This is a genomic window from Micromonospora sp. NPDC049529, assembly GCF_055586685.1.
In genome coordinates, this window is record NZ_JBVJHT010000006.1 from 359,740 (window position 1) to 385,762 (window position 26,023).

17 protein-coding genes and 1 pseudogene are annotated in these 26,023 nt (G+C 72.5%); 7 read left to right on the forward strand and 11 right to left on the reverse strand.

The annotated features are described in order from the left end of the window. Positions 1-97: 97 nt before the first annotated feature. The 4 genes and pseudogenes from ACZ6QQ_RS13115 to ACZ6QQ_RS13130 form a co-directional block, all read left to right on the forward strand. Positions 98-1,624 (forward strand): annotated as a pseudogene (locus ACZ6QQ_RS13115) (BTAD domain-containing putative transcriptional regulator); the annotation flags it as partial. 298 nt (positions 1,625-1,922) lie between these two features. Continuing rightward, a complete protein-coding gene (locus ACZ6QQ_RS13120) occupies positions 1,923-3,767 on the forward strand; it encodes an ATP-binding protein (RefSeq protein WP_465876298.1) in 1,845 nt (614 codons plus the stop codon). Positions 3,768-4,073: 306 nt separating this feature from the next. Then, positions 4,074-5,309 (forward strand): S8 family peptidase, encoded by a 1,236-nt coding sequence (locus ACZ6QQ_RS13125; RefSeq protein ID WP_465876199.1) that lies wholly within the window; start codon positions 4,074-4,076, stop codon positions 5,307-5,309. 65 nt (positions 5,310-5,374) lie between these two features. After that, a complete protein-coding gene (locus ACZ6QQ_RS13130; protein WP_465876200.1) occupies positions 5,375-6,595 on the forward strand; it encodes a S8 family peptidase in 1,221 nt (406 codons plus the stop codon). A 120-nt stretch (positions 6,596-6,715) separates the two neighbouring features. Here ACZ6QQ_RS13130 and ACZ6QQ_RS13135 read toward each other — a convergent pair whose 3' ends face one another. The 3 genes from ACZ6QQ_RS13135 to ACZ6QQ_RS13145 form a co-directional block, all read right to left on the reverse strand. Further along, the gene (locus ACZ6QQ_RS13135; RefSeq protein ID WP_465876202.1) at positions 6,716-7,207 is read right to left on the reverse strand and encodes a GbsR/MarR family transcriptional regulator; all 492 of its coding nucleotides are present in this window, start codon (positions 7,205-7,207) and stop codon (positions 6,716-6,718) included. Between the two features lie 66 nt (positions 7,208-7,273). Next, positions 7,274-8,905: an ABC transporter permease gene (locus tag ACZ6QQ_RS13140; protein WP_465876203.1), complete on the reverse strand. Its 1,632-nt coding sequence runs from the start codon at positions 8,903-8,905 to the stop codon at positions 7,274-7,276. Continuing rightward, positions 8,902-9,843, reverse strand: coding sequence for an ABC transporter ATP-binding protein (locus tag ACZ6QQ_RS13145; protein WP_465876204.1), 942 nt, complete (start codon positions 9,841-9,843; stop codon positions 8,902-8,904). The genes ACZ6QQ_RS13140 and ACZ6QQ_RS13145 overlap by 4 nt, the downstream gene beginning before the upstream one ends. A 191-nt stretch (positions 9,844-10,034) precedes the next feature. On the opposite strand from ACZ6QQ_RS13145, the gene ACZ6QQ_RS13150 reads away from it, so the two are divergent. After that, positions 10,035-10,397, forward strand: a complete 363-nt coding sequence (locus tag ACZ6QQ_RS13150; RefSeq protein WP_465876205.1) for an STAS domain-containing protein — start codon at positions 10,035-10,037, stop codon at positions 10,395-10,397. Positions 10,398-10,416: 19 nt separating this feature from the next. Here ACZ6QQ_RS13150 and ACZ6QQ_RS13155 read toward each other — a convergent pair whose 3' ends face one another. After that, positions 10,417-10,881 carry a nuclear transport factor 2 family protein gene (locus ACZ6QQ_RS13155; protein WP_465876207.1) on the reverse strand — a complete coding sequence of 155 codons (465 nt, stop codon included), beginning with the start codon at positions 10,879-10,881 and terminating at the stop codon, positions 10,417-10,419. A 130-nt stretch (positions 10,882-11,011) separates the two neighbouring features. Between ACZ6QQ_RS13155 and ACZ6QQ_RS13160 the strand changes: the two genes are divergently transcribed. Then, positions 11,012-11,575 (forward strand): TetR/AcrR family transcriptional regulator, encoded by a 564-nt coding sequence (locus ACZ6QQ_RS13160; protein ID WP_465876208.1) that lies wholly within the window; start codon positions 11,012-11,014, stop codon positions 11,573-11,575. Between the two features lie 37 nt (positions 11,576-11,612). Here the strand turns inward: ACZ6QQ_RS13160 and ACZ6QQ_RS13165 are convergent, their stop codons facing one another. The 3 genes from ACZ6QQ_RS13165 to ACZ6QQ_RS13175 all read right to left on the reverse strand — a co-directional run bounded on the left by ACZ6QQ_RS13165 (position 11,613) and on the right by ACZ6QQ_RS13175 (position 17,998). Further along, positions 11,613-12,944 (reverse strand): M1 family metallopeptidase, encoded by a 1,332-nt coding sequence (locus tag ACZ6QQ_RS13165; RefSeq protein WP_465876210.1) that lies wholly within the window; start codon positions 12,942-12,944, stop codon positions 11,613-11,615. Further along, positions 12,941-16,993, reverse strand: coding sequence for a Pls/PosA family non-ribosomal peptide synthetase (locus ACZ6QQ_RS13170; RefSeq protein WP_465876212.1), 4,053 nt, complete (start codon positions 16,991-16,993; stop codon positions 12,941-12,943). The genes ACZ6QQ_RS13165 and ACZ6QQ_RS13170 overlap by 4 nt, the downstream gene beginning before the upstream one ends. Before the next feature lie 216 nt (positions 16,994-17,209). Continuing rightward, positions 17,210-17,998 carry a phosphate ABC transporter ATP-binding protein gene (locus ACZ6QQ_RS13175; RefSeq protein WP_465876293.1) on the reverse strand — a complete coding sequence of 263 codons (789 nt, stop codon included), beginning with the start codon at positions 17,996-17,998 and terminating at the stop codon, positions 17,210-17,212. Positions 17,999-18,362: 364 nt separating this feature from the next. Here ACZ6QQ_RS13175 and ACZ6QQ_RS13180 point away from each other — a divergent pair, with 364 nt between their 5' ends. Continuing rightward, the gene (locus ACZ6QQ_RS13180) at positions 18,363-19,394 is read left to right on the forward strand and encodes a substrate-binding domain-containing protein (RefSeq protein ID WP_465876213.1); all 1,032 of its coding nucleotides are present in this window, start codon (positions 18,363-18,365) and stop codon (positions 19,392-19,394) included. A gap of 73 nt (positions 19,395-19,467) precedes the next feature. Here ACZ6QQ_RS13180 and ACZ6QQ_RS13185 read toward each other — a convergent pair whose 3' ends face one another. The 4 genes from ACZ6QQ_RS13185 to pstA all read right to left on the reverse strand — a co-directional run bounded on the left by ACZ6QQ_RS13185 (position 19,468) and on the right by pstA (position 26,015). After that, complete coding sequence (locus tag ACZ6QQ_RS13185) at positions 19,468-20,421, reverse strand: sortase (RefSeq protein ID WP_465876214.1); 954 nt, start codon at positions 20,419-20,421, stop codon at positions 19,468-19,470. Positions 20,422-20,596: 175 nt separating this feature from the next. Beyond that, entirely contained in the window at positions 20,597-23,137 is a 2,541-nt protein-coding gene (locus tag ACZ6QQ_RS13190; protein ID WP_465876215.1) for a hypothetical protein, read from the reverse strand. Continuing rightward, a complete protein-coding gene (locus tag ACZ6QQ_RS13195) occupies positions 23,134-24,831 on the reverse strand; it encodes a phosphate ABC transporter substrate-binding protein PstS (protein WP_465876216.1) in 1,698 nt (565 codons plus the stop codon). Before ACZ6QQ_RS13195 ends, ACZ6QQ_RS13190 begins: the two co-directional genes overlap by 4 nt. Before the next feature lie 29 nt (positions 24,832-24,860). Beyond that, positions 24,861-26,015 (reverse strand): phosphate ABC transporter permease PstA, encoded by a 1,155-nt coding sequence (gene pstA, locus ACZ6QQ_RS13200; protein ID WP_465876218.1) that lies wholly within the window; start codon positions 26,013-26,015, stop codon positions 24,861-24,863. Between the last annotated feature and the right edge of the window lie 8 nt (positions 26,016-26,023).

The following is a 26,023-nucleotide window of genomic DNA, read 5'->3' on the forward strand; positions in this document are numbered from 1 at the left end:
GTGACGGTCTGTGGTGCGCTTCGTACCGGTCGAGCGTGCCGGCCGGCGATGAGCGGCTGATCAGCAACGGATGAGTGGGCGCGCATACATTGGTGCCATGACCAGGCAGGCGACCGCACCGGTGGTGGCCTTCGGCGTGCTGGGACCGGTGGCGGCGACGACCGACCGGGGCCCGGTCGCGTTGAAGGGTGCCCGCCAGCGCGCGGTGCTGGCGCGTCTGCTGATCGCCCGGGGCCGGGTCGTGCCCGTCGACCGGCTGGCCGGTGACCTGTGGGAGGTGCCGGGGCCGGGTGCGGTCGCGGCGATCCGTACCTTCGTGTCCGATCTGCGGCGGGCGTTGGAACCGGACCGGCCACCCCGGCAGCCGGCCCGTCTGCTGGTCACCGCACCACCCGGGTACGCGCTGCGGGCGGCACCGGAAACGGTGGACGCCCGACGGTTCGAGACACTGGTCGGCGGGTCCGCCGCACTGCTGGCGACGGGACGGGCGGCCGAGGCGCTGACCGGCCTGGACGACGCGCTCGGCCTGTGGCGCGGGCCGGCGTACGCCGAGTACGCCGGACAGAGCTGGGCGCTGGCGGAGATCAACCGGCTGGACGAGTTGCGGATGCTGGCCGTCGAACGGCGGGCCGAGGCACTGCTCGCCCTCGGACGGGCCGCCGAGGCCGCCTCCGACCTGCGGGCACCCACCGACAGCCACCCGCTGCGGGAGGACGCCTGGCGGTTGCTGGCCATCGCGCTGTACCGGTCGGGTCGCCAGGGAGAGGCCCTGTCCACCCTGCGTCGGGCCGGGCGGGTCCTGTCCACGGAACTCGGCGTCGATCCCGGCCCCCGGCTGCGGCAGCTACAGGCCGACATCCTCGCCCACGCACCGCACCTGGATCCGCTCCCGACACCGGAAACCGCCCCCGCCCCGAACCGACCGATCCCGCCCCACGGACCGGACTCGACGAACGGACCGATCCCGCCCAACGGGCCGGGCTCGGCCGAGGAGCCTCGGGCGTTCGTCGGCCGCGCGGAGGAACTGGCACGCCTGGAAGGGGCGGCGGAGGTTGTCGCCGGGCGCGGCCGGCCGCTGGTCGCCCTGGTGTCCGGGGAGGCGGGTACGGGCAAGACGGCGTTGGCCGAGGCGCTCACCCGACGGCTGGCGGAGCGCGGCTGGGCCACGGCATGGGGACGCGTCCCCGAGTACGAAGGCACTCCGGTCGACTGGCCGTGGGAGCGGCTCAACCACCCGCTGTCCGGATCGACGACCACCGCACCCGCCCGCCCCGGCCACCCGCAACCCGACATACAACTCGACCCCGACGAGCGCCCGGAGGCGGCCGACGATCCCGCAGTGACCGACGATCCCGCAGTGACCGACGATCCCGCAGTGACCGACGATCCCGCGGTGACCGACGAGCACCCTGAGGCTGCCGGCGATCCGACCGTGGCCGGCGAGGACCCTAAGGCGGCCGGCGATCCGACCGTGGCCGGCGAGGACCCTAAGGCGGCCGGTGATCCGGCGGTTGCCCGATTCCGTCTGCGCCGGGCGGCAGTCTCCCGACTCACCGACGCGGCGGCCCGGGGGCCGTTGCTGCTGGTCGTCGACGACCTGCACCGGGCCGACGAGAGCACCCTCGACCTCCTGACCGCACTGCTCGCCGATCCGGAACCGGTCACCGGGCCGGTCCTGATCGTCGGCACGTACCGGTCCACCGAGATCACCGTGGAGCTGACCACGGCGCTGGCCCGGTTCGCCCGTACCGAACCGGTGCGGGTCTACCTGGGCGGACTGCCCGAGGCCGCCACCGGGCAACTCGCCCGGACCGTCTCCGGGCGGGACCTGGACGCCTCCACCGCGCACCTGATACACCGCCGCAGCGGCGGCAACCCGTTCTTCGTCCGGGAACTCGCGCGGCTGCTCGCCGCCGAGGGCAGTGCCGCCCTGCACAGCGTCCCGGCCGGCGTACGCGACGTCATCCGGCACCGCCTGGCGCCGGCTCCCGGAGCCGGCGCAGACCCTGTTGCGGCAGGCCTCGGTGATCGGCCGGGAGGTCGACCCGGACGTGCTCGCCGCACTCGTCGGCGACGACGGGCCGATCCTCGACGCCCTCGACAGCGCACTGGAGGCCGGCTTCCTGACCGAACGGGACGACGACGGGCAGCCCCGGTTCACCCACATCCTGGTACGCGACACGCTCTACGACGACCTGTCCGCACTGCGCCGGGCCCGTTGGCACGCCGAGGTCGGCGAGGCCATCGAACGGCTGCACCCCGGCGACGTGACGGCACTGGCCCACCACTTCGGCCGGGCCGCCAGCCGCGCCACCGCGCCCCGCGCCGCGTACTACGCCCGGGTTGCCGCGCAACGGGCCGAGCGCCGCCCCAACCCGCACGAGGCGGCCCGGTTCTGGCGGCAGGCACTCACCGCCCACGACCGCGCCGACGGCGACGACGTACGCGGACGGTTGTTGGCACTGCTCGGACTGGGTCGTACCCTCGCGGTGACCGGGCACCTGGACGAGGCCCGCCGGTACCGGGCCGAGGCGGTCACCACGGCGGGACGGTTCGACGATCCGGAGCTGACCGTGGAGGTCGTCACCGCGTTCGACGTACCGGCGATCTGGACCCGCAACGACGACGAGGACCTCTCCCGCCGGATCGTCGACGCCGCCGAACGGGCCCTGTCCACACTCGGTGAGGAGCGGCCGGACCAGCGCAGCCGACTGCTGAGCGCCATCGCCCTGGAGACGCGTGGCACCACCACGGACCGGGGCCGGCGGGCCGCGTACGAGGCGGAGGCCATCGCCCGGACGACGGGCGACCCGGCACTGCTGGCCTTCGCCCTCAACGCCCGGTTCATGCACACGTTCGAACGGGCGGGACAGGCCGGCGAACGCGCCCGCATCGGTGCCGAACTGGTCGACCTGGGTGCCCGGCACGAGTTGGTGACCTTCGAGGTCCTCGGCCACCTGATTCTGCTCCAGGCCCACTGCGCGCTGGTCGACCTGGCCGCCGCCGACACGCACGCACGGGCCGCCGACCGGCTCGCCGAACGGTACGACCTGCCGCTGGTCGGTGTTTTCACCCAGTGGTACGCCGCCCTGCGGTTGGCCGTCGCCGGCCACCGAACCGAGGCGGAGGCGGCGTACCGGGCGGCGAATGCCCGGCTCGGCGGCGCCGGAATGCCGGGCATGGAGCAGGACCTGCTCCCGCTCGCCCTGCTGACACTGGATCTGGACCGGCCGGCCCTGCAACGAACCACAAGGGAACCGGATCCGGGCGGGCCGGCCCGGCAACGATGCACGGGGGAACCGGATCCGGGCCGGCCGGTGCCGGAGCGGGCCAGCGGGAAGATCGGGACGCCGGTCCCCGACCGGGGCCCGTACGAGCCGTGGACCCGGCCACTGCTCCTGCTCGACGCCGGGCGCCGCGAGGAGGCCGCCGCCGCACTGGCGGCCGTTCCGGAGCCGCCGCACGATCTGCTGTACGAAGCGCGCCTGTGCCTGCTCGCCCACGCGGCCCTCGCCCTCGGCGACGCGACCACGATGGAGTGGGTCTACAGCAGACTGTTGCCGGCCGCCGACGAGCTGGCCGGGGCGGGCAGTGGCGTGCTCACCCTCGGCCCGGTGGCCGGGTATCTCGGCGACCTCGCCGCCGCACTGGGCCACCCGACGGAAGCCGCCACCCACCACGAAACAGCCCGCAAAAAACAAACAAGTCCCACCACCACCCAACCCACCCATACCCCCCACCCCCACTCCCCCCCCCCGCGAGCCTGACCCCTCCACTCTTGTAGAGAAAGAGGGGTTATCGGTCGACGAATAACCCCTCTTTCTCTACAAGAGTGGGGATCTTGGGGTGGTGGTGGGGTGGCAGGGGGGGAGGGACGCGGGGGGGGACAGGGCCGGTAAGGGGATTTTTTCAGGGGTCCGGTAATTGATCTGGGTGAATCAGGGGGCGCCTTTCTGGAAAGGGGCTATATACACAGCAATAAATGTGGTTATAGGATCTCCGCAATCATTCAGGCCGACCTTCCAGGGACCACGAAGCCCGTGGGAGAGGCCCGATCGAGGGAGGTTCGGGAGTTGACGCTTCCACTCACGCCCAGGCGCCGACTGGCCGCCATCGGCACCGTCATCGCCACCACCGTGGCCACGGTCATGGTCGCCGGTCCGGTGGCCGCCGCCCCGGCGACCGGTGACATCCGGGTCCACGCCGGTACCACCGCCGTCCCCGGCAGCTACATCGTGGTGCTCAAGGACAGCGCGGTCGGTGGCAAGGCCGGCACCCGCCAGGCCCAGGTCTCCAGCCAGGCGGGCAGCCTCGCCGCCCGCTACGGCGGCAGCACCGGTCACGTGTACGGCGACGCACTCAACGGCTTCGAGGCCAAACTGTCCGAATCGGCCGCCAAGCGCCTCGCCGCCGACCCGGCGGTCGCGTACGTCGAGCAGAACTACACCGTCACGACCTCGGTGACCCAGACCAACCCGCCGTGGGGGCTGGACCGCATCGACCAGCCGAATCTTCCGCTGAGCGCGACATACAGCTACAACCGCAGCGGCAGCGGTGTGATCGCGTACATCATCGACACCGGTATCCGGATCAGCCACACCGACTTCGGCGGCCGGGCGGTCTACGGCTACGACGCGGTCGACGGCGCCCTGCCGGCCGACGACTGCAACGGCCACGGCACCCACGTCGCCGGTACGGTCGGCGGCCGGACGTACGGCGTGGCCAAGAGTGTCCGCCTGGTCGCCGTCAGGGTGCTCAACTGCGCCGGCAGCGGCACCCTCGCCGGGGTCGTCGCCGGGGTGAACTGGGTGACCAGTAACCACGGTGCGGGCCAGCCTGCGGTGGCGAACATGAGCCTCGGCGGCGCGCTCAACGGCTCCATCAACACCGCCGTGCAGAACTCCATCCTGGACGGGGTCAGCTACGCGGTGGCAGCGGGCAACAACAACGCACTCGCCTGCAACTACTCGCCCGCGGCGGTCGGCACCGCGCTCACCGTCGGCGCGACCCAGAGCAACGACGTGCGGGCCACGTTCTCCAACTACGGCAGCTGCCTGGACCTCTTCGCCCCCGGCGTCGGCGTCCTCTCCGCCTGGTACACCAGTGACACCGCCACCGCCAGCCTCCAGGGCACCTCGATGGCGGCGCCGCACGTGGCCGGCGCGGCGGCCAGGGTGCTCCAGGCCAACCCCGGTTGGCCACCGGCGACGGTGCACTCGTACATCACCTCCACCGCCACGCCCGGCGTCGTGATCAACCCGGGCGCCGGCTCGCCGAACCGGCTGCTCTACCTGCCGCCGACGTACTGACCGCAGTGTTCGACCGGCCCCGGGGCGAGAGCGCCCCGGGGCCGCCTGCCTGGAGGGATCACACGATGACCACATCAGGTATCCGGGGCCGGCGCCTGCTCGCGGCCGGCCTGCTCGCCGCTCTCACCGTCGGCACCGCCACTCCGGTGTCCGCCGCGACCGGCACCCCGGCACCCACGGGGCAGATCCTGCGGGCCGGCGGCGCCACCGCCGTACCCGACAGCTACCTGGTCGTCCTGCGCGACCGGGCCACCACCACCGGCCGGGCCGGGGTCGCCGCCACCGCCGACCGGCTCGGCGCCGACTACGACGGTACGGTCGTCCGGACCTACCACGCGGCCCTGCGCGGCTTCGAGGTACGCCTGTCCGAACCGGCCGCGAAACGCCTGGCCGCCGACCCGTCGGTGGCGTTCGTGGAGCAGAACCACCTGGTGCCGCTCGCCGCCGGGGTGCAGCCGAACCCGCCGAACTGGGGACTGGACCGGATCGACCAGCACCTGCTCCCGCTCGACCAGCGGTACTTCTACCCGAACACCGCCCCGAATGTGCGCGCGTACGTGATCGACACCGGGATCCGCCCGACGCACGTCGACTTCACCGGTCGGGTGAGCGCCGGGTTCGACGCCTTCGCCGGGACGCTGCCACCGGGCGACTGCAACGGGCACGGCACCCACCTCGCCGGGATCATCGGCGGCGAGTTGCACGGGGTGGCCAAGGACGTCCAGCTGATCGCGGTACGCGTACTCAACTGCGCCGGCAGCGGCAGCTACGCGCAGGTCATCGCCGGGATCGACTGGACGGTCCAGAACGCGGTCCGACCGGCGGTGGTGAGCATGGGCATCGGTGGCGGCGCCAGCACCACCCTCGACGCCGCCGTGACGAACACGATCAACCGGGGCATCCCGGTCGCCGTACCGGGGGGCAGTTCGGCCGCCAACGCCTGCAACTACTCGCCGGCCCGGGTGCCGACCGCGCTCACCGTCGCCGGCACCACGATCACCGACGCGAGGATGAGTTCGGCGAGCTTCGGCAGCTGCCTGGACATCTTCGCCCCCGGCCAGGGCATCACGTCCACCTGGTACACGAGCGACACCGCCACCAACACGATCAGCGGCAGCTCGATGGCGTCGGCGCACGTCGCCGGGTGCGTCGCACTGCTGCTCTCGGCGAACCCGACCTGGACCCCGGCGCAGGTGGCGAGCCATCTCGCCGCCGTGTCGACTCCCAATGTGGTGGTCAACCCCGGCGCCGGTTCACCCAACCGGCTGCTCTACTGCGGCCCCTGATCCCAGTCCATCGACTGGCGACCCCGGTCTCCTGCCTGGTGGGCGCGGGACCGGGGTCGGCCCGGTGCGGATGGGTCGGGCGGACTCCCGGATCTCCGACACTCCGCCCGCCGTCATTGCTCAGGCGCCGGCCCGGGCTTCGCGGCGGATCTGTTCCCACCGCTCGACGAGCTCGCCCATCTCGCCCTGTACGTAGGTGAAGAAGTCCCGCATGTCGGCCAGTCGGCCACCGGCGAGCGAGGTCTCGTCGCCGACCGCCAGCACACCCTCCTGCACCACGTCGGCGACCCGTTGGTAGACCCCGCCCCGGACGGTGGAGGAGTACCAGGAGGTGACCGGTGCCTTGTAGAGGTCCCGACGCGAGCCCGGTGCGGGTTCGCGTACGGCCATCCCGACCTGCATCAGGTAGCGCACCGCCCCGGAGACGGCCGCCGGGCTGACCCCGAGCCGCTCGCTGATCTCGGCGGCGGTGAGGCCGGGCTCCTCGGCGGCCATCAGTGCCGCGAACACCCGCGCCGCCATCCGGGGCATGCCCATGTCGCTGAGGGTGAGAGCGAAGTGCTCGACGAAGCGGCGGACCGCTTCCTCGTCACGCCGGCCGTCAGGTTGCATCTACCTATCCTTCACCATTCCGTGAAGATCACGGTGAGGTGTCCGGCAACCGGCGGACGGGTCGGTTCACGGGGTGAGGTCCCGCCGCCGGAAGAGGACCATGCCGGCGGCGCCCAGGGTCAGCGCGACGGCCGAGAGGACCACCAGCGGCGGCACGGTGAGCGCCACCGAGGGCACCGCCGGCACGTGGCTGAACGGGGACACGTCGCGTACCGCCTCCGGCAGGTTCAGCAGGGCGCCGAACTGCCCGAGGACCAGGCAGAGGGCGAAGCCGAGCCAGGCGAGCCCGACGGCGGACCGGGGCACCAGACCGAACACCGCGACGGCGAACCCGGCCAGGATCAACGCCGACGGCAACTGCACGTACGCCGCACCGGTCAGCTCGGCCAGCTCGCCGCCGACGTTCGCCACGTCCAGCCCGTACGCCAGGCCCATCGAGGCACCGGCGAGCCCGAGCAGGACCGCGGCGCCGAGCACGGCGACCAGCAGGTGGCCACCCAGCCAGCGCAACCGGCCGGTGGCGGTGGCGAGGACGGCCTCGGCCCGCCCGCCGGTCTCCTCGGCCCGCAGCCGCAGCAGCGCCTGCACCAGGTAACCGGCGACCATCGCCCCGACGATCGCCAGCATCCCCGCGAAGAAGGCGTCGATCAGCGCTCCCCCACCGCCGCCGCCGAGGTTGTTGATGGTCCGCACCGCGCTCGCGTTCCCACCCAGCCCGTCCTGCACCGCGCCGCCGATCGAACCGACGCCGACCCCGGTCACGGTGATCGCGACGGCCCAGCCGATCAGCGTGCCGCGCTGCAACCGCCAGGCCAGGCCGAGCGGGCCGAGCAGTCCCGTTCCACCGCGCGCCGGGCCGGGGCGGGCGGCCAGCAGACCCATGCCGACGTCCCGGCGGACGGTCAGTGCCAGCGCCAGCCCGACCGCGACGACGGCCAGGGCCAGTGGCAGCGCGAACACCCACCACCGCTCGTCGGCGAACGGCCGCACCCGCATCGCCCAGCCGATCGGCGAGAGCCAGGACGCCCACCCGCTGGTCATGCTGTAGCCGTTGGGCCGGACCTCGCCGAACGCGTCGCCCAGGCCACGGAGCAGGTAGGCCGTGCCGATCACGGCGGCGGCGATCCCGTTCGCCCCGCGCGCGGTCGAGGCGAACTGCGCGGCGACGGCGGCGATCGAGGCGAAGGCCACCCCGGCGGCGCCGACCGCCAGGCCCGCCGCGACCGAGCCGGCGACCGGTTCGCCGCCGCCGGCCAGGACGAGCGCGACCAGGGCGGCCAGTACGGTGTTCGCGGCGACGGTGACGATCAGTGCGGCGGTCAGGCTGGCGTGCCGGCCGACCACGGTCGCGCCGATCATCTCGGTCCGGCCGGTCTCCTCGTTCTGCCGGGTGTGCCGTACGACGGCGAGCGTGCTCATGAACCCGGCCAGTACGGTGAGGAACGCCAGCATCGAGAAGATCGCCATCTCGCCGCTGCTCGCCCCGGTCGGGGCGGCCCGCAGCATGAGCAGCGCCGGGGTCTGCACGGCGGTACGCAGGACGGTGATCCGGTCGGCCTCGGTCGGGTACTGGTCGGTGACGGCGGCGAGTGACACGGCGGCCAGCAGTGTGGTGCTCAGGATCCAGATCGGCAGCTGGGTCCGGTCCCGGCGCAGGGCGAGCCGGGTGAGCCGGGCGGTGCCGGTGAGGGCGCTCATCGCGTACCGGCCAGTTCGTTGCCCGTGGCGGCCGGTGTGCTGCCGGTTCCGGCCATCTCGTTGCTGTAGTGGCGCAGGAACAGCTCCTCCAGCGACGGCGGGGCGCTGGTCAGCGTACGGATCTCGAACCGGGTCAGGTGCCGCAGTACGGGGTCCAGCTGTGCGGTGTCGACGTCGAACCGGGCCCGGGTGGCGTCCCCGTCGAGGTCGTGCACGCCGGGCAGCTCGGTCAGGCCGGTGATCGGCCGCGCGGTCTCCACCGCGATCGAGGTACGGGTCAGGTGCCGCAGCTGCGCCAGGGTGCCGGACTCCACCGTCGAGCCGTGCCGGATGATGCTCACCCGGTCGCAGAGCGCCTCCACCTCCGAGAAGATGTGGCTGGAGAGCAGTACGGTCCGGCCGCGCGCCTTGACCTCGCGTACGCACTCCTGGAAGACGGCCTCCATCAGCGGGTCCAGCCCGGAGGTCGGCTCGTCGAGGATGTAGAGCTCGACGTCGGAGGCGAACGCGGCGATGACGGCGACCTTCTGCCGGTTGCCCTTCGAGTACGTCCTGGCCCGCTTCGACGGGTCGAGTTGGAACCGTTCGACCAGGTCGTCCCGGCGGCGCCGGTCCAGCCCACCGCGCAGGGCCCCGAACAGGTCGATCGCCTCCCCGCCGGTCAGGTTCGGCCAGAGGTTGACGTCGCCCGGCACGTACGCGAGGCGCCGGTGCAGTGCCACCGCGTCCCGCCAGGGGTGCCCGCCGAGCAGGCTGACCTCGCCGGCGTCGGCGCGGAGCAGCCCCAGCAGGACCCGGATGGTGGTCGACTTGCCGGCGCCGTTCGGCCCGAGGAAGCCGTGTACCTCGCCGGTGTCGACGGACAGGTCGAGCCCGTCCAGTGCACGGCTGCGACCGAACGCCTTCACCAGGCCGGAGACCGAGATAGCTGTTGTCATACCTCGACGCTACACAGATTTCACGAAATCATGAAAGCTCAGAAATGTATGAAACCCGTCAAGAATTTTCTCATCCGGCAGCACCTCCCGGCGGCGGCAACGGCCTCCTATCGTTACCTACCGGTAGCGGTAGCACCGGCGGTCGCGTGCGAAGCTGCACGGGCAGGATTCCGGCGAGGAAGAACGGACGCATGACCTTCACCATCGTGCCGGGCGGCAGCGCCGACCCCGCCGTACTCCGCCTCGGCGGCGAGCTGGACCTGGCGACGGTCCCGCAGCTCGACGACCGGATCGACCGGCTCCTGGAGGCCGGTCGGCACCGGATCCTGCTCGACCTGTCGGCGCTGTCGTTCTGCGACTCCACCGGCCTGGGCGGCTTCGTCCGGGGCAACAACCTGTGCACCGACGCGGGTGGCTGGTTACGGGTCACCGGCGCCACCGGGGTGGTCGCCCGCGTCCTCGCGGCCACCGGACTCGGCGAGTTCCTCGCGCCCGAACCGGAGACGACGAGACCGACCGGTCACGCGCCGGACGCCGGCACCGTCCAGCCCTGAGCCGCCGACCGATCCGCGCTCAGGCCGCCGAGGGGCGGGTCTCGGTCCAGTCCACGACCAGGACGCGCTCGGCGAAGTACCACCCGCCGTCGCGCTTGGTGAAGGTGTCGAGGTAGCGCAGCGCGGCCACCATGATCTTCCGCTCGCCGTCGACGGTGAACAGGTGGTGGGCGACGCAGTAGCTCTCGCCGGTGGCCCGGTCGCCGTCGAGGGTGACCGTGCTCTGGCCGTTGAGGTGCGTGGTGGACTCGTACCGGTTGAGGTCGGCGAAGACCGGGGTGAGTGCCTCGCGTCCGTGCAGCACGTAGGTCGGCTCCGTGCCCGGTCCGCCCATCTGCACGGCGAAGCGGGTGTCCTCGGTGAAGAGGGCCTTCTGTCCGTCCGCGTCGCGGCGGTCGGCGCAGTGCGCGTACGCGTCGAACAGTTCACGGATCGCGAGCCGGTCCGCCGCTTCGGCCGGCGTGATCTCGATGTGGGTGGCCATCCGGGGCTCCTTGCGATAATCGGGGACGGGGATCGTGGACCGGTCCCCACGGACAACTAAGCGGGGAGTTCCCCGTTTAGTCTCACCAGCATAACCGGGGAACTCCCCGTTTCCCAGTCCGGGAGGAACGATGCCCGCACGACCGGCGTCCCTGCGCGCCGACGCGCGCGGAAACCGCGAGGCGATCCTCGCGGTGGCGGTCGAGGCCCTGGCCGAATCCGGGGACATCTCCCTCAACGCGATCGCCAGACGTGCCGGCATCGGCAACGCCACCCTCTACCGGCACTTCCCGACCCGACAGGCCCTCGTCCTGGAGGCGTACCGGCACGAGGTGCAGCAACTCGTTCGGACGGCCGACGAACTGCTCGCGGAGCTACCGGCAGACGAGGCGCTGCGGGCCTGGGTCGCCCGCCTCGCCCAGTACGCGATGACCAAACACGGACTCGCCGAGGCGCTGCGCAGTGCCACCACCTCCGACAACGAACTGTTCGCGGAGACGTACGCACCGATCGCGCACGCCCTCGCCACCCTCCTCACGGCGGCGGAACGGGCGGACGCCGTACGCCCCGGGCTCGACCCGGACGACGTCCTGCTCGCCCTGGCCGGTCTCTGGCAGCTCAACCCGACCGGCGACTGGCGGGCGCAGGCGGGCCGCCTCTACGACCTCGTCCTGGCCGGCCTCCGGCCGACCTGACATCCCGGTCAGCCCGCAGGACGCCGGGAACGTCCGGTCAGGACGGCAACGGCGGCAGGGCCGGCTCGTACAACCAGTCGGCGAACAACCCGCCCAGCGGCCGGGTCGTGTGGCGCTGCGCCAACGCGGTGAACTGCTCGGTGGTGACCGTGCCGTGCCGGTACACCCGCGTCCAGTCCCGGACCAGGTCGAAGAAGGCCCCGTCACCGACGAGGACCCGCAGGGCGTGCAGGGTGAGCGCACCGCGCTGGTACACCCGGTCGTCGAAGATCCGCCGTACGCCCGGATCGGCCAGCCGCAGGTCCTGCCGTTGCGCGGCCAGCACGGTCCACCAGCGGGCGGCGTGCGTACGCGCCGGTTCACCGCCGGACAGCTCCGACCACAGCCACTCGGCGTACTTCGCGAAGCCCTCGTTGAGCCAGATGTGGCGCCAGTCGGCGACGGTCAGACTGTTGCCGAACCACTGGTGCGCCAACTCGTGGGCGACGAGCCGCTCGGACCCCCGCCGCCCGTCGACGTGGTTCGCGCCGAAGATGGACAGCCCGTGCGCCTCGACCGGCACCTCCAGTTCCTCGTCCACCACGACGACCGCGTACTCGTCGAACGGGTACGGGCCGAAGACGCACTCGAACGCGGTCATCATCTCCGGCTGCCGGCCGAAGTCGTGCCCCGCCGGGGCGAGCAGTCGCGGTGGCAGGGCCGCCCGCTGGGGTATCGGACCGGCGGCCAGGTCGAGCAGGCGGTACCGTCCGATCTGGACGGTCGCGAGGTAGCTGGGCATCGGCGCCGACTGCTCGTAGACCCAGGTGGTCGTGTTGACGCCGGCCTTGCGCGAGACGAGGGTGCCGTTGGCGATCACCGCGTACCGGGACTGGGTGGTGACCGCGATCCGGTACGCGGCCTTGTCGGCCGGATGGTCGTTGCACGGGAACCAGGACGGCGCACCCGTCGGCTGGCTCGCCACCAGCGCGCCGTCGTCGATCCGCTCCCAGCCGAGGTCGCCCCACCGGCTCGGAATCGGTCGGGGGGAGCCCGCGTACCGCACCGTGACCGTGAACGACGCCCCGGCGGGCAGCGGCCGCGCCGGTCGGATCCGCAACTTGCCGGCGCGGTGCACATAGCTGGCCGCCACCCCGTCGACCAGCACCCGTTCCACCCGGAACATGCCCAGGTCCAGGCTGATCTCGGCGAGCACCGCGTCGGCGACCGCGGAGATCTTCGCCCGCCCGGAGAGCCGGCCGGGGCCGGTCCGGTACTCCAGGTCGAGGTCGTAGTGCGTGGTCCGGTAGCCGGCGTTGCCGTGTCCGGGCAGGTACGGGTCCGCCGGCAGGCCACCGACGGAGCCCGACGGGGCCCCTTTCGCGTTCACCCTCGGCGTGCCCTCTCCGCCGGCCAGGCGACGATCGGGTTGCCGAGCCAACGGCCACCACCGGGCACGGTCTCCCCCCGCATCACCAGTGACGCCGGGCCGATCGTGGCGTGCTCCCCCACCGTCACGCCGGGCAGCACGATCCCGTGCGGGCCGAGCGTGGAGCCCTCGTGGAGAGTCACCTGGTCCATGCGCAATATCCGATCATGGAACAGGTGGGTCTGCACGACACACCCCCGGTTCACCGTGGCACCGTCACCGATCCGGATCAGGTCGGCCTCCGGCAGCCAGTAGGTCTCGCACCACACCCCGCGCCCGATCCGGGCACCGAGACCACGCAGCCAGAGGCTCATCAGCGGGGTTCCGCCGACCGCACCGGCGAACCACGGCACGGCGAGGACCTCCACGAACGTGTCGGCCAGCTCGTTGCGCCAGACGAACGAACTCCACAGCGGGTGCTCGACCGGCCGGAACGCGCCGACCAGCAGCCACTTCGCCAGGGTGGCGACCACCCCGGCGACCACCCCGGCGGCGAGCAGCAGCGCACCACCGGCGGCCAGGGCGGCGACGTAGCCGTACCCGGCGATGATCGCCTCGAACGTGGCGAGGGTGCCGACGGCGAGCGCGACCGCGCACATCACCGGTACGACCCGGCACAGCTCGACGGCGGCCCGCGCCACCATCAGCCGTACCGGTGGGTCGAAGGTGCGGCTCTGGTCGCCCCGCTCCGCCGACCGGGGCAGCTTCATCGGCGGCATGCCCAGGTACGAGCTGCCCGCCTTGGCCCGCTTCGGGGTGGAGGAGAGCACCCCGACCAGCCCGCGCTTGGGCACCGCCCGGCCGAGCGCGGTCATGCCGGAGTTGCCGAGGAACGCCCGCTTGCCGACCCGCGCGGCACCGATCCGCAACCAGCCGCCGCCCAGCTCGTACGAGGCGACCAGGGTGTCGTCGGCGAGGAACGCGCCGTCGCCGACCGTGGTCATCGAGGGCAGGGCGAGCACGGTCGACGCCTCGACCCGACGACCGACCCGCATCCCCAGGGCGCGCAGCCAGACCGGGGTGAACAGGCTCGCGTACAGCGGGAAGAGGCCGACCCGGGCCAGGTCCATCAGCCGCTCGGTGGCCCACGCCTGCCAGGCGACCCGCCCGTGCACGGGGTGGTGACCGGCGTGCAGGCCGATCCCGAGCAGCCGGACGAGGACCAGGATGAGCAGCGCGTACGTCGCCATCGCCGTCACCGTGGCGAGCGGTACGCCGAGCAGTGCCCGGCCGAGGGCGTCGGGCAGGGTGGCGGTGTCGCGCAGGAACCGGCCGAGCACGAGCAGTCCGGGTACCGCCGCGACGGCGGGCAGGAAACCGAGCGCGAGCGAGCTCAGCCCGTACGCCACGGTCCACCGGCGGGCCCGACCGGGACGATCCTGCGGCCAGCGGCGGGCCGCCTTGCCGGACCGGCTCGCCGGGACGCCGGCCCAGCGCTGCGCGGCCGGCACCGGACCCGTCACGCACGATCCGGGTGCGACCTCGGCCCGTTTGCCGATCCGCGCGCCGGGCATCAGGGTGCTGCGGGCGCCGACGGTCGCACCGGCGTCGATCCGGATCCGGCCGACGTGGACGACATCGCCGTCGACCCAGTGCCCGGACAGGTCGACCTCCGGCTCGATCGCGGCGCCCGGCCCGAGCTGGAGCATCCCGGTCACCGGCGGCAGCGAGTGCAGGTCGACGTCGTTCGCGATCCGGGCGCCGAGCGCACGGGCGTAGTAGGTGATCCAGACGCCGGCCAGGTTGGTCGCGCCGGCCGACGCGGCCAGCCGTTCGGCCGCCCACAGTCGCATGTGGACCTTGCCGCCGCGCGGGTAGCTGCCGGGCCGCAGGCCCCGCAGCAACAGTCGGGCGCCGCCGGCCGCGATCGCGATCCGGCCCGGCGGACTGATCACCAGCAACCAGCCGAGCAACACCCACCACCAGGAGACGGTCGGCGCCCACGGGTACGTGCCGAACAGGGCGAGCACGTTGTTGATCGCGGCCAGGGCGACCACCCAGCGCAGCCCGACGATGCCGAACAGCGGCAGCATCAGCGCGGTCTGCGCGAGACCCGTACGCCGTGGCGTCGGCGCCACGACCCGGCTGGCGGTGGCCTCCACGGTCTCGAACCCGTCGAGCCGGCGGGCCAGCGCGGTCAGCGTCGGGTGCTGGTACACGTCGCTGACCGACGCGCCCGGATAGCGGTCGCGCAGCAACGTGAGCAGTTGTGCGGCACTGAGACTGGAACCGCCGCTGGCGAAGAAGTTGTCGTCGGGGTCGGTCGGTGCGACGCCGATGATCTCGCCCCAGCACTCGGCCAGCCACGCCTCGGTCCCCGCCAACCGGGCACCGGTTCCGGTCGGCTCCACACCGGGCAGCGGCCACGGCAACGCGGCCCGGTCCACCTTTCCCGACGTCTTGGTGGGCAGCCCGTCGACCACCGCGATCAGCGGGACCAGTGCGGCGGGCAGGGCCACCTGGAGCCGGGCCACCGCCGCGGCCCTGTCGAACCCGGCACCGAGGGCGGGCACGACGTACCCGACCAGGAGCTGGTTGCCGTGTCCGGCGGTGCGTACGGCGGCCGCCGCGGCGGCCACCTCCGGCAGCGCCTGGAGCGCGGCGTCGACCTCGCCCAGTTCGATCCGCCGCCCACCGAGCTTGATCTGCTCGTCGGCCCGGCCGACGAAGAGCAGTCCCTCCGGCTCGGCCCGGACCAGGTCACCGCTGCGGTACGCACGCGACCAGCCCAGCGCCGGCAACGGCGCGAACTTCTCGGCGTCCTTCACCGGGTCCAGGTAACGCGCCAGCCCGACGCCGCCGATGACCAGTTCGCCGACCTCGCCCATCGGGACCACCCGGCCGTGGGTGTCCACCACCGCCAGTTCCCAGCCGTCGAGCGGCAACCCAATGCGCACCGGGCCCTCGCCGGTCAGCCGGGCGGCGCAGGCGACCACGGTGGCCTCGGTCGGCCCGTAGGTGTTCCACACCTCGCGTCCGTCGACGGCCAACCGCTCGGCCAGTTCGGGCGGGCAGGCCTCGCCGCCGAAGATCAGCAGCCGTACGTCGTCGAGGGTGCCGGCCGGCCAGAGCGCGGCGAGCGTCGGAACCGTGGAGACGACGGTGATCCGCTGTTCGACCAGCCACGGGCCGAGATCCATTCCGGTACGCACCAGCGAGCGCGGCGCGGCCACCAGGCACGCCCCGTACCGCCAGGCCAGCCACATCTCCTCGCAGGAGGCGTCGAACGCCACCGACAGCCCGGCCAGCACCCGGTCACCGGGACCGATCGGCTCGTCGGCCAGGAAGAGCCCCGCCTCGGCGTCGACGAACGCGGCGGCGGCGCGGTGGGTGACCGCGACCCCCTTCGGCCGGCCGGTCGATCCGGAGGTGAAGATGATCCACGCGTCGTCGTCGGGGCCCGGCCGACCGGCGGTGCCACCGGGGGCGCGGCGCGGGGTGAGGGTCCGCTCCGGTCCGAGAACGGCACAGACGTCCGCCTCGGCGAACACCACCTCGGCCCGTTCGTCCGGATCGTCGGCGTCCACCGGCACGTACGCGGCACCGGCGGCGAGCACGGCGAGGATCGAGACGTACAGGTCGACGGTGCCGGACGGGACCCGTACGCCGACCCGATCCCCGACCCCGACGCCCGCCGCGACGAGCCGTCGGCGCAGCTCGTCGACCCGGGCTTCGAGCGCCTGGTAGCTGAGCAGGGTGATCCCGTCGTCGAGAGCCGGCGCGTACGGGTGCCGGTGCGTGGTCTCGCCGAGAATGTCCAGCAGGGTACGGGTACGCGGCGCGGCCTGCCCGGGATACAGCGCCCGGAGCCCGTCGTCGTCATCGACGGGCGGCCCGACGGGCACCTCTGCGGGCTCGGCGGTACGTGGCGGCACGTCGCCGGGCCGACCGAGGAGTTCGGCGCCGGGGTGGCGCGGGTCGCCCACCGCGAGCGACGTGGTCTCCTCGGACGCCTCGATCTGCTCAGTGCCGGCCAGGTACGCGCGCATGTGCCACCCTTCGACGAACATGAGCTGCACCGCGTGGGGGAGGGCGTTCCCGGCCCATCGGCTACCCGGTTCGCGGTCAGCGTGGCGATCCGCACGATGGCAACGCTGTGCGTGCCAGGAACTCGGCGCATCGGTTCTTCGGCGGCGCGACGGGATCGCGGCACCGGTCAAACAGCTTAACGCGGCAGGAACCATCGCCGTCCGATTGACGCCAACCCGGTGGTTGGCATCACAGCCTCAGCCGAAGCGCCCGTTCACGTAGTCGGCCGTACGCGGATCCCGTGGGGCGCCGAACATCTGGCGGGTGTCGCCGGACTCGACCACGTGTCCGGGCCGGCCCTCCTCGGCCAGGAAGAAGGCGCACTGCTGGGACACCCGGGCGGCCTGCTGCATGTTGTGGGTAACGATCACCACGGTGACCGTGGAGCGGATGTCGGCGATCGTCTCCTCGACCCGCCGGGTGGAGGTCGGGTCGAGTGCCGAGCAGGGTTCGTCCATCAGGAGCACGTCGGGGCGTACGGCGAGCGACCGGGCGATGCAGAGTCGCTGCTGCTGTCCCCCGGACAGGGTTCCGCCGGGTTGCCGGAGCCGGTCCTTGACCTCACGCCACAGTCCCGCCCGGGTCAGACACTCCTCCACCAGCGCCGCCTTCTCGGCGCGTCCCGTACGCCGGCCGGTGAGTCTGAGTCCGGCGGTGACGTTGTCGGCGATCGACATGGTCGGGAACGGGTTCGGCTTCTGGAACACCATCCCGATCCGCCGCCGGGTCTCGGTCAGGGGTTGACCGGCACCGTAGATGTCCAGGTCGTCGAGGAGGACGTCGCCGGCCAGGGACGCCGACGGCACCAGTTCGTGCATCCGGTTGAGGATCCGCAGGAAGGTGGACTTGCCGCAGCCGGAGGGGCCGATCAGGGCGGTCACCACCCCGGCCGGCATGGTCAGGCTGACCCGGTCGAGCACCTTGTGCGTACCGAACCAGGCCGAGAGCCGGTCGGTACGCAGGGTGGAGCCGAGCGCACCGGCCACAACCGGTTCGACGGCGGTCGTCGACGTCCGGTCGACGTGCACCGCGACATCCGACCCTGTACTCGTTGTCACCTGCGACTCCTCAGCAACGCCGTCACAAGGACGGCGTGGTCCCGCCGGACAAGGGCCATCCGACCGTAGGCATCGACGGCGACGCGGATGTGAACACGACCACTCCTGGACATGGCCGTCCACCGGGCGCCGTCGAATGTCCGATTTGGAGGATTGGTTGTGCGTTCACACAAGGGCCGTGCCGCGCGCAGTCAGTCGTTAGGTGACGTTGGTGGTACGCCCAGTGACGGACTGGTGGGCTGTACGAGGCCTCAGATCGAGGTAGATCGAAATAAGCGGAGGTATCCCGCAGATGCGCAAGACCGTCCTCAAGGCAGCCGGGGCAGCGTTCGCCGCCGTGGCCATGTCGCTGGCGTTCGCCGCCACCGGCGCCCAGGCCGACCCGTCCTTCACCCCGGACAGCGACGACTTCGTCGGCGCCGGCTCGGACACCAGCCAGTTCGTCCTGAACGGCCTCGCCACCGCCTACAACTCCCAGGCCACCCCGCCCACCCGGCGACTGGCCTCCTTCGACGCCGGCACGGGCACCATCGTCCCGCAGTCCGGAGCGCCGTCGATCACCCGGCCGAACGGCTCCGGCGCCGGTGTGACGGCGCTGCTGGCCGCGACCAACAGCCCCACCCCCGGCAACCCGGAGGACGACTACCTCGACTTCGCCCGCTCGTCGAGCGCCCCGAGCCCGGCCGGCACCACCACCTGGTACCCGTTCGCCCAGGACTCGCTCGCGATCGCCGTCGCCCGCGCCAACGGTGACGGCAGCCCGGCCACCAACGCCCCGTCGAGCCTGGTCTTCACCGTCGCCCGGCTGGTCTCCATCTACCAGTGCCAGGCGACCGCCAACCAGTGGAGCGACTTCGTCGCCGGTGCCAGCACCCAGACCATCAAGCCGCTGCTGCCGCAGCCGAACTCCGGCACCCGCAAGTTCTTCCTGGAGCAGATCGGGCTGACCGAGGCCCAGATCATCACCAAGAGCGAGAGCCCGAGCAGCTTCTGCGTCAACGACGACCCGCAGGAGCACGACGCGGCTCCGATCAGCGCCGACGCGAACGCTATCGCCCCGTTCTCGGTCGGCCGCTACAACGTCAACGTGCCGGTCGTCAACGGCCAGAAGATCATCGCTCTGCGTACGACCACCGGTAACTTCAACGTCAGCCGGCTGCTCTGGAACGTGGTCAAGAACAGCCGTACCGCCACCGTGGGTGCCGTCTTCGCCCGCACCGGCTACCTGTGCAGCAGCGCCGCCGACGCGGTCATCACCGCCAACGGCTTCCAGACCCTGCCCAAGGGCACGGCGGCCAACAACTGCGGCGTCCCGGTCTCCTGACCCCGACACCGACCAGGAGGGGCCGGGTGGCAACCGCCGCCCGGCCCCTCCGTCGGCGTACCGACGATCGCCGTCAGAGCAGGTTGGGCAGCAGCCGCACCCCGGCCTCGTACGTCTGCCACACGCAGGCGAGCACTATCGGGCTGCCCACCACCCAGGTCTCCCAGCGTCCCCAGTAGTACCGGCTCCAGGTGAGCCCGGCGGTGGCCAGAGCGAGCGCCTGGAGCCAGAGCACCAGCGCGAAGCCGGCGGTCGAGTCGGGCTGGAGAGCCCGCTCGTAGGACGGGATCAGCGCCGGCCGCCCGGCCGGTGCGGGCTGGGCCGGACCGTCCAGGGTGGCGTCGACGAAGACGGTACTGACCGCCGTCAGGGGCCGGTTCGCCTCGGCGGTCACCAGGGTCAGCCGCCCGGCACCGGCCGCCAACGGCGCCGGGACCGGGTCCCCGTCGCGCCGCGAACCGGTGATCCGGAAGGTGAAGCCGCCCTGGCCGGTCACCACCTGGATCTCCGTCCCCACCGGCAGGTCCGGCAGCCGCCGGAACGGCGCACCGAAGGTGCCGGCCCGGCCGTACACGAGGGAGACACCGGCCTGGCCGGGCATCGGGGTGTCCCGGCGGTGTCCGGGGCCGGCGAGCAGGTCCGTCGACGAGGTGCCCTCGACCACCACGGCCCGCAGGTCGATCGCGTCGATGGTGATCACGGCGACCGGGGTGCCCGGTTCGATCGCACCACCGAACGGGGTGGTCGCCTGGGCCAGCTCACCCCTGATCCGGTCGTACAGGTTGTTCTGGGTCCGCAACTGCTGCAACGGGCTGACGACGCTGAGGTAGCCGACGAAGCCGAAGGTCAGCAGCGCCACCAGGAGCAGGGCGCGGACCACGGAGACCGCGACCCCACCGGTCGCCGGCCGGGCCGGCGACCGACCGGCCCCGGCGCCGCCGACAGCTCGGGGGTCGCGGTCCGGACCCGGTCCGGGATTCCGGTCCACACCCGGCGGACCCGGTACGGACACGCTGGTACCGGCCATCGGAACTCCTTCTCGACGGGCCGGTCGGCGACGGACGGCCGACCGGCGACGGACGGGCCACCGCGCCGCCGGCGACTCGGGTCGAGCCACCGGAATCGGCGCGAGCAGCGGCAGTAACGCTCGGTGGCCGCCACCGGGATCGGCGCGAGCGGCGCTGCGGGCGAGTGGTGGGCCGCTACCGACCCGTCCGCCGCAGCACCCGACCGGTGGCCCGGGTGAAGCGCCGTACCGGATGGTCCGGCTGGGCGGCGAGCAGCACGAGCGGGATCACCAGGAGGACGAGCAGCCCGGTGCCGAGGACCACGGGCAACGCCCAGGTGCCCAGCGCCGACGTGTCGGTGCGGGTCAGCGCGCGGACCTGCGGTTGCGCGGCGCCGGTGACCGACGGCGTGGGCCGGGCCGTCGCCGGGGCCGACACGCTCGGGGTGGTGCCCCGGGTGGGCACGGCGGCGGGCCGGGCCTCCTCGTCGTCCGCGTCCGAGTCGGTGGGTGCCGGTGCCGGCGGCGCGCTCGTCGTCGGGCTCGGCTCCGGCTGCTGCCGGGCGACCGCGTCGGCCAGGGTGAGGGTCTGGCGCCGCCACTCGTCCGGTAGCGGCAGGTAGCCCGGCGGCAGCTGGCCGATCCCACCGCCGAGGGTCTGGTGCCGGGCACTGACCGCACGGCGCATGATCTCGGCGTAGTCGGCCGCGAGGTCGCCGGGCAGCTCGGCGGTCGGCACCGCCAGGTAGACCGGGAGCGTGCCGGGATAGGCGGTCGGCGGGAGCGCCGCGTGGTCGATCCGCCGGGTGCCGGAGTCGTCGTCGGTGACGGTGTGCCGCAGCGCCTCGGCCATCGCCGCCGGGGTCGGGCCGACGAACGTACGCTCGTCGCCGGTGCGGTCCGTCTGCAACCGCGCCATCGGCAGCCCGTACGCCTCGGCGTACGCCACGGAGGTGATCGTCAGGTAGACGCGGCTCGGGAAGTACTGCCGGTTCGGCTTCGTCCACACCCAGTTCGGGGTCTCCCCCGGCGGGTTGGCGTTCACGCATTCCTGGTTGAGCCCCTGCGAGTCGGCGATCGAGTAGATCCCGCCCTCCAGGCTCGGTGCGACGTGCTGGACCCGGGTCAGGCCGGGCAGCGGCCCGCACGGCACACCCTCCGGGACCCACTCGTCGCGCAACTCGAACCGGGCGATCGGGAAGGGGGTGCCCCGGTAGGTCGGGTTGACCCTGGTGCCGTACTCGTCCGGCTCCCCGGCCAGCCAGCGGGTGGCCTCCGGATCCTCGGCCACGTACCGGGTCAGCTCGTAGTACGCGTCCGCGTCGTTGGTGATGACGGTGAGGCCCTGCGCGCCGCTGGCGTTGTTGACGTTGAGCGGCGCACCGGTGGCGTCGGTCGGGTAGTCCGGGTTGAGCGCGAGAAACTCCCGGTCGTGGAAGAGCGTCTCCGGGTTGGCGCTGACCGCGGGATGGTCGCGGTTGAAGAAGAACGTTCCCTGGTACGACTGGGTCAGCAGTTTGGCCAGCAGTCGAGGGCTCAGCCGCAGGTCGCGTAGCTCGTACGGCGCCTTCCCGCTGAGCCGTACGTCGACCACGAACGCCACCGCGACCCCGGTGGCGAGCACCGGGGCGTGCACCAGCGGTCGGGGTGAACCGGTCACCGGTCGGGTGACCAGGGCGGCGTCGGCGCCGTAGCCGCTCCCGCTGCGGTTCGACAACAGGTTGCGCGCCACCTCCTCGCTCTGGCGTACGTGGGCCAGCCGGGGCGCGTCCGGGTCCACGCACATGGCCTGCCCCCAGCGACGCAGGGCCAGGTCGGCGGTTTCCGCCCCGACCACGGCCCGCTGGGGACGGGAGTCGGTGGTCGCGCAGGTGGATTCCGTCGGCGCGAACTCGATCGGTACGACGAACCGGTTGCGCCAGTTCGACTCCAGCGCCCAGCCGCTGGCGGTGAGGGTCTCGTTGTAGTCGGGGTTGTTGCTGGGGCTGCCCGCCGGGCCGGTCGGACCGGCCGAACACGGTGCCCCCGCGTCCTCGGTGCAGACCAGTTCCATCACCGGGATCACCACGAGCGCGCACTCCCGCTTGGCGGAGCAGCCCAGACTCGGTGTGGTGATCTCGTCGCGCACCTCGAAGCCGACCTCCGTACGGGTGCCGTCCAAGGCGGTCGACTCCACCAGGGTGTTGCCGGCGAAGTTCGCGGTGCCGAAGTCCGACGGCTGCTCCGTCCACGGGTACGGGGCCTCCCGGTTCACCGCCTGGAACGGCGGCCGCCAACCCGGTGCGCGTTGCTGCTCCGGATGGAGGGCGTCCCAGTAGGAGGCGTTCGAGGTGTCGTTGGACATCGGGCGGTTGAAGTAGCAGTCCTCACGGGCCGGGTCCGGCTTGGAACACTGCACCACGACGACCGGATACTCCATCGTGTACGGCACCGGCTCGTTCTGCGGCACCGTGACGATCGGCAGCCGGTGGCTCGGCACGAGCCCGGACCAGCTGAGCCGGAGCACCTGCCGGTTGATCAGACCCCGGGTGGCCGACACCCGTACGGTCGCGGTGACCGGCCCCTGGTCGCCACGCTGGATCTGCCGGGTCTGCTCCCAGCCGGAGGTCGCCAGTTCGGCGGTTGCCGGCCGGTCCGCGACGCCCGGCGCGACCACCATGGCGGCGAGGGTGACCAGCACCAGGGCCGCGCCGGTCGCGCGTCGCCGGGCGGCACCGGCGAGGCTGCGGCGGCTCATCGCGCACCGTCGCGACGCCGGGCCACCGCGCGCGACACCATCGCGGGCAGCAGGACGACCAGGAGCAGCAGCGCGGCGGCGAGCACGGCCATCGTCCGGGACATCCCGTCCTGCCGGAAGGCGGCGAGTTCGGTGGCGGAACCGGCGAGGTCGGTCCCGCCCCCGGCGAGGATCGGCTGGCCGGACTCGGGGTCGACGTCGGCGATCCCGTCACCGTCGCCGTCCACCGGAGCCGCGCCCGCCGGTGCGGTCGCCGTGGCGGTCGGGGCCGCCGGGCCGCCGGTCGCCTGGCTGTCGCCCGTACGGTTGGTGTTCTGGTTGTTGTTGTTCTGGTTGTTGGTGGTGTTCTGGTTGCCGCCGGCCCCGCACGGGCCCTGGCCATGCCGGTCGCACTCGGGCGGGGCGGGGGCCTCCTGGGCCAGCTTGTTGACGGCCGGGTTGCGCGGGTCGAAGGTCGGGTTCGGGCAGTTGGCGAAGTTGCTGTCCGGCCGGTCGCCGGGTTCCAGCTTGGCGATCCGGCCGATCTGGTCGAACCCGGCCTGCACCAGGTTGCGCGGCAGCGGCGAGTAACCGAGTTGCCCGGCGTTGCGTTGCCCCTCGCAGATCGAGTAGTGGGCGAAGTCGGCGAGCGCGCGGGCCCGCCCCGGTGTGATCCGCCGGTCGTCCGCCGCGACCGGCAGGATCATGTACGAGTACGACGACAGCGGGTACGCCCGCTTGTCCGCGTTGGTGTATACGCCGTCGAGTACCTGGGTGAGGTACTCGCGCGGGTTGCTCTGGTCGGTGTTGATCCGCGCCTGTTGCAGCGCCACCGCGACGTTGTAGTCGGTCGGGGCGACGTAGTAGCCGGCCTGGTTGCGCATCTTCGCCACCGGGTAGTTCTTGTTCCGGGCGTAGGAGAACTCGACGTAGCCGATCGTGCCGTTGCCCGAGCGGGCGGCCACGTAGTTGGCCACGTTGTCGGAGCCGCTCTGCGCCACCTGCCGTCCCTTGCGCGGGTAGTACGACGTCAGCCCCTGGCAGCCGCAGTACGCCCGCCACTGGGTGCCGTACCGCTTGTCCATCCAGAGGGCGAACTGTGCCGTCGTACCGGACCCGTCGGAGCGCACCACCGGCACGATGTCGATGCCCGGCAGCGCCTTGCCGTTGTTGTCGGCGGTGATCTTCGGGTCGTTCCACTTCGTGATCCGGTTGGTGAAGATCCCGACGATCGTCTCGCCGGAGAGCCGCAGGTCCCGGTAGAGCTTGCCGCCCACCTCGATGTGGTACATGAACGAGGTCCCACCGGCGACGATCGGCATGTACGCGAACGGCCGCCGGGCGTCCTCGACCACCCCGGTGATCGGGTCCGGCTGGGTCTGGTACGGAATCTCCGACACCCCGAAGTCGCTCTGGGCGTTGCTGAAGTCACGGCGTCCGGCCGACGACCCGTTCGCGGTGTAGACGACCCGGTTCCCGGTCGACTGCACGCTCGTCACCCACTGCTGCAACGCGTTGGCGCTCCAGGTCGAGCCCGTCCCCTCGACCTGCTCGTACGGCACCGCCCGAAGGGCACTCGCCCCGGCCCGGCCGGCTGCCGGCGCCGCGGGTACGCCCACCGCCACCGCCAGGGCCAGTCCCACGGCCAGCACCCGCGCTGCGCGCCGTCGTGGCGGCTGCCACCGGGCGGCGTCGGATCCGGTCGGGCGTGTCATCGTGCCTCCTGAGGATGGGATGGTGTCGCTCACCGCGTGCCCGATCGCCGCGCCGCCACCAGCCGGGCGACGACGAACAGGGCGAGTACCAGCACGAGCAGCAGTGCCGCCCCACCGAAGGCGCGGCTGATGTACGCCGGCTCGCCGCTGCGGACGAGGGAGTAGACGTAGAGCGGCAGCGAGTTCATCGAACTGTCGACCGGGTTCGCGTTGAGGTAGTTCGAGGCGCCCGAGGTCAGCAGCACCGGCGAGGTCTCCCCGATGCCGCGCGCGGTGCCGAGGATGAGGGCGGTGGCGAGCCCGGGTCGGGCCGTCGGCAGGACCACCCGCCACACGGTCTGCCACTGCGAGGCACCGAGCGCCAGGCTCGCCTCGCGCAGCCCACCGGGAACCACCCGCAGCACGACGTCCGCTGCACGGGCGATGATCGGCAGCATCATCACCGCGATCGCCAGTGACGCAGCCAGCCCCGATCGGGGAAAGCCGAGGGTCACCTGGAGCACGGTGTAGATGAACAGGCCGGCGACGATCGACGGCAGCGCGGTCATCGCCTCGACCACGGTCCGGACCAGCCGGCTGAACCGGCCGCCGACCTCGGTCATGAAGACGGCGGTCGCGACGCCGAGCGGCAGGGTGATCGCGATCGCGATGCCAATCTCGACCAGGGTGCCGACGATGGCGTGCAACGCGCCGCCGGTGTGCAGGGGCGCCAACGGCCCCGCCGCCGAAAGATCCTGGGTGTAGAAGTTCAGGTGCCGCAGCGCGGGCAGACCCCGCCACACCGTGTAGAGGATCACCGTGCAGAGGGCCGCGCCGACCGTTGCCGCTCCGGCGTGCACCACTGCGGCGGCCAGCCGGTCGGCGATCACCGTACCCGGGTGCCGGATGGCGGTCACCGCCGCGTACAGGACCAGGAAGGTGCCGAGCCACAGCACGGCGAAGCCGACCGCCCCGTCCATCGGCAGCAGACGTTGGAACAGCATCCACGCCAGCGCCAGCGCGCCCAGTGCCGAGCCGACCACGGACAACGTGTCGTCGAGGGTGCGGGGCGTCAGCCGGCGGCGCGGTTCGCTGTCGTACCCGTCGTCGGCCTCCCCGGCGGCCGGCACCGTGGTCGGGGCTGCCGGGGGGTCGAGCGGCCGGAAGCCCGGTTGCACCGGCGGCGGGATCATCTCGGTCTGCACCTGGTCGT

Excerpts from the sequence above, each read along its gene's own strand:
- ACZ6QQ_RS13140 (WP_465876203.1), bottom strand. The coding sequence starts at position 8,905 with ATGAGCGCCCTCACCGGCACCGCCCGGCTCACCCGGCTCGCCCTGCGC.
- ACZ6QQ_RS13145 (WP_465876204.1), bottom strand. The coding sequence starts at position 9,843 with ATGACAACAGCTATCTCGGTCTCCGGCCTGGTGAAGGCGTTCGGTCGC.
- ACZ6QQ_RS13180 (WP_465876213.1), top strand. The coding sequence starts at position 18,363 with ATGCGCAAGACCGTCCTCAAGGCAGCCGGGGCAGCGTTCGCCGCCGTG.
- ACZ6QQ_RS13155 (WP_465876207.1), bottom strand. The coding sequence starts at position 10,881 with ATGGCCACCCACATCGAGATCACGCCGGCCGAAGCGGCGGACCGGCTC.
- ACZ6QQ_RS13135 (WP_465876202.1), bottom strand. The coding sequence starts at position 7,207 with ATGCAACCTGACGGCCGGCGTGACGAGGAAGCGGTCCGCCGCTTCGTC.
- ACZ6QQ_RS13170 (WP_465876212.1), bottom strand. The coding sequence starts at position 16,993 with ATGTTCGTCGAAGGGTGGCACATGCGCGCGTACCTGGCCGGCACTGAG.
- ACZ6QQ_RS13160 (WP_465876208.1), top strand. The coding sequence starts at position 11,012 with ATGCCCGCACGACCGGCGTCCCTGCGCGCCGACGCGCGCGGAAACCGC.
- ACZ6QQ_RS13185 (WP_465876214.1), bottom strand. The coding sequence starts at position 20,421 with ATGGCCGGTACCAGCGTGTCCGTACCGGGTCCGCCGGGTGTGGACCGG.
- ACZ6QQ_RS13130 (WP_465876200.1), top strand. The coding sequence starts at position 5,375 with ATGACCACATCAGGTATCCGGGGCCGGCGCCTGCTCGCGGCCGGCCTG.
- ACZ6QQ_RS13190 (WP_465876215.1), bottom strand. The coding sequence starts at position 23,137 with ATGAGCCGCCGCAGCCTCGCCGGTGCCGCCCGGCGACGCGCGACCGGC.
- ACZ6QQ_RS13195 (WP_465876216.1), bottom strand. The coding sequence starts at position 24,831 with ATGACACGCCCGACCGGATCCGACGCCGCCCGGTGGCAGCCGCCACGA.
- ACZ6QQ_RS13150 (WP_465876205.1), top strand. The coding sequence starts at position 10,035 with ATGACCTTCACCATCGTGCCGGGCGGCAGCGCCGACCCCGCCGTACTC.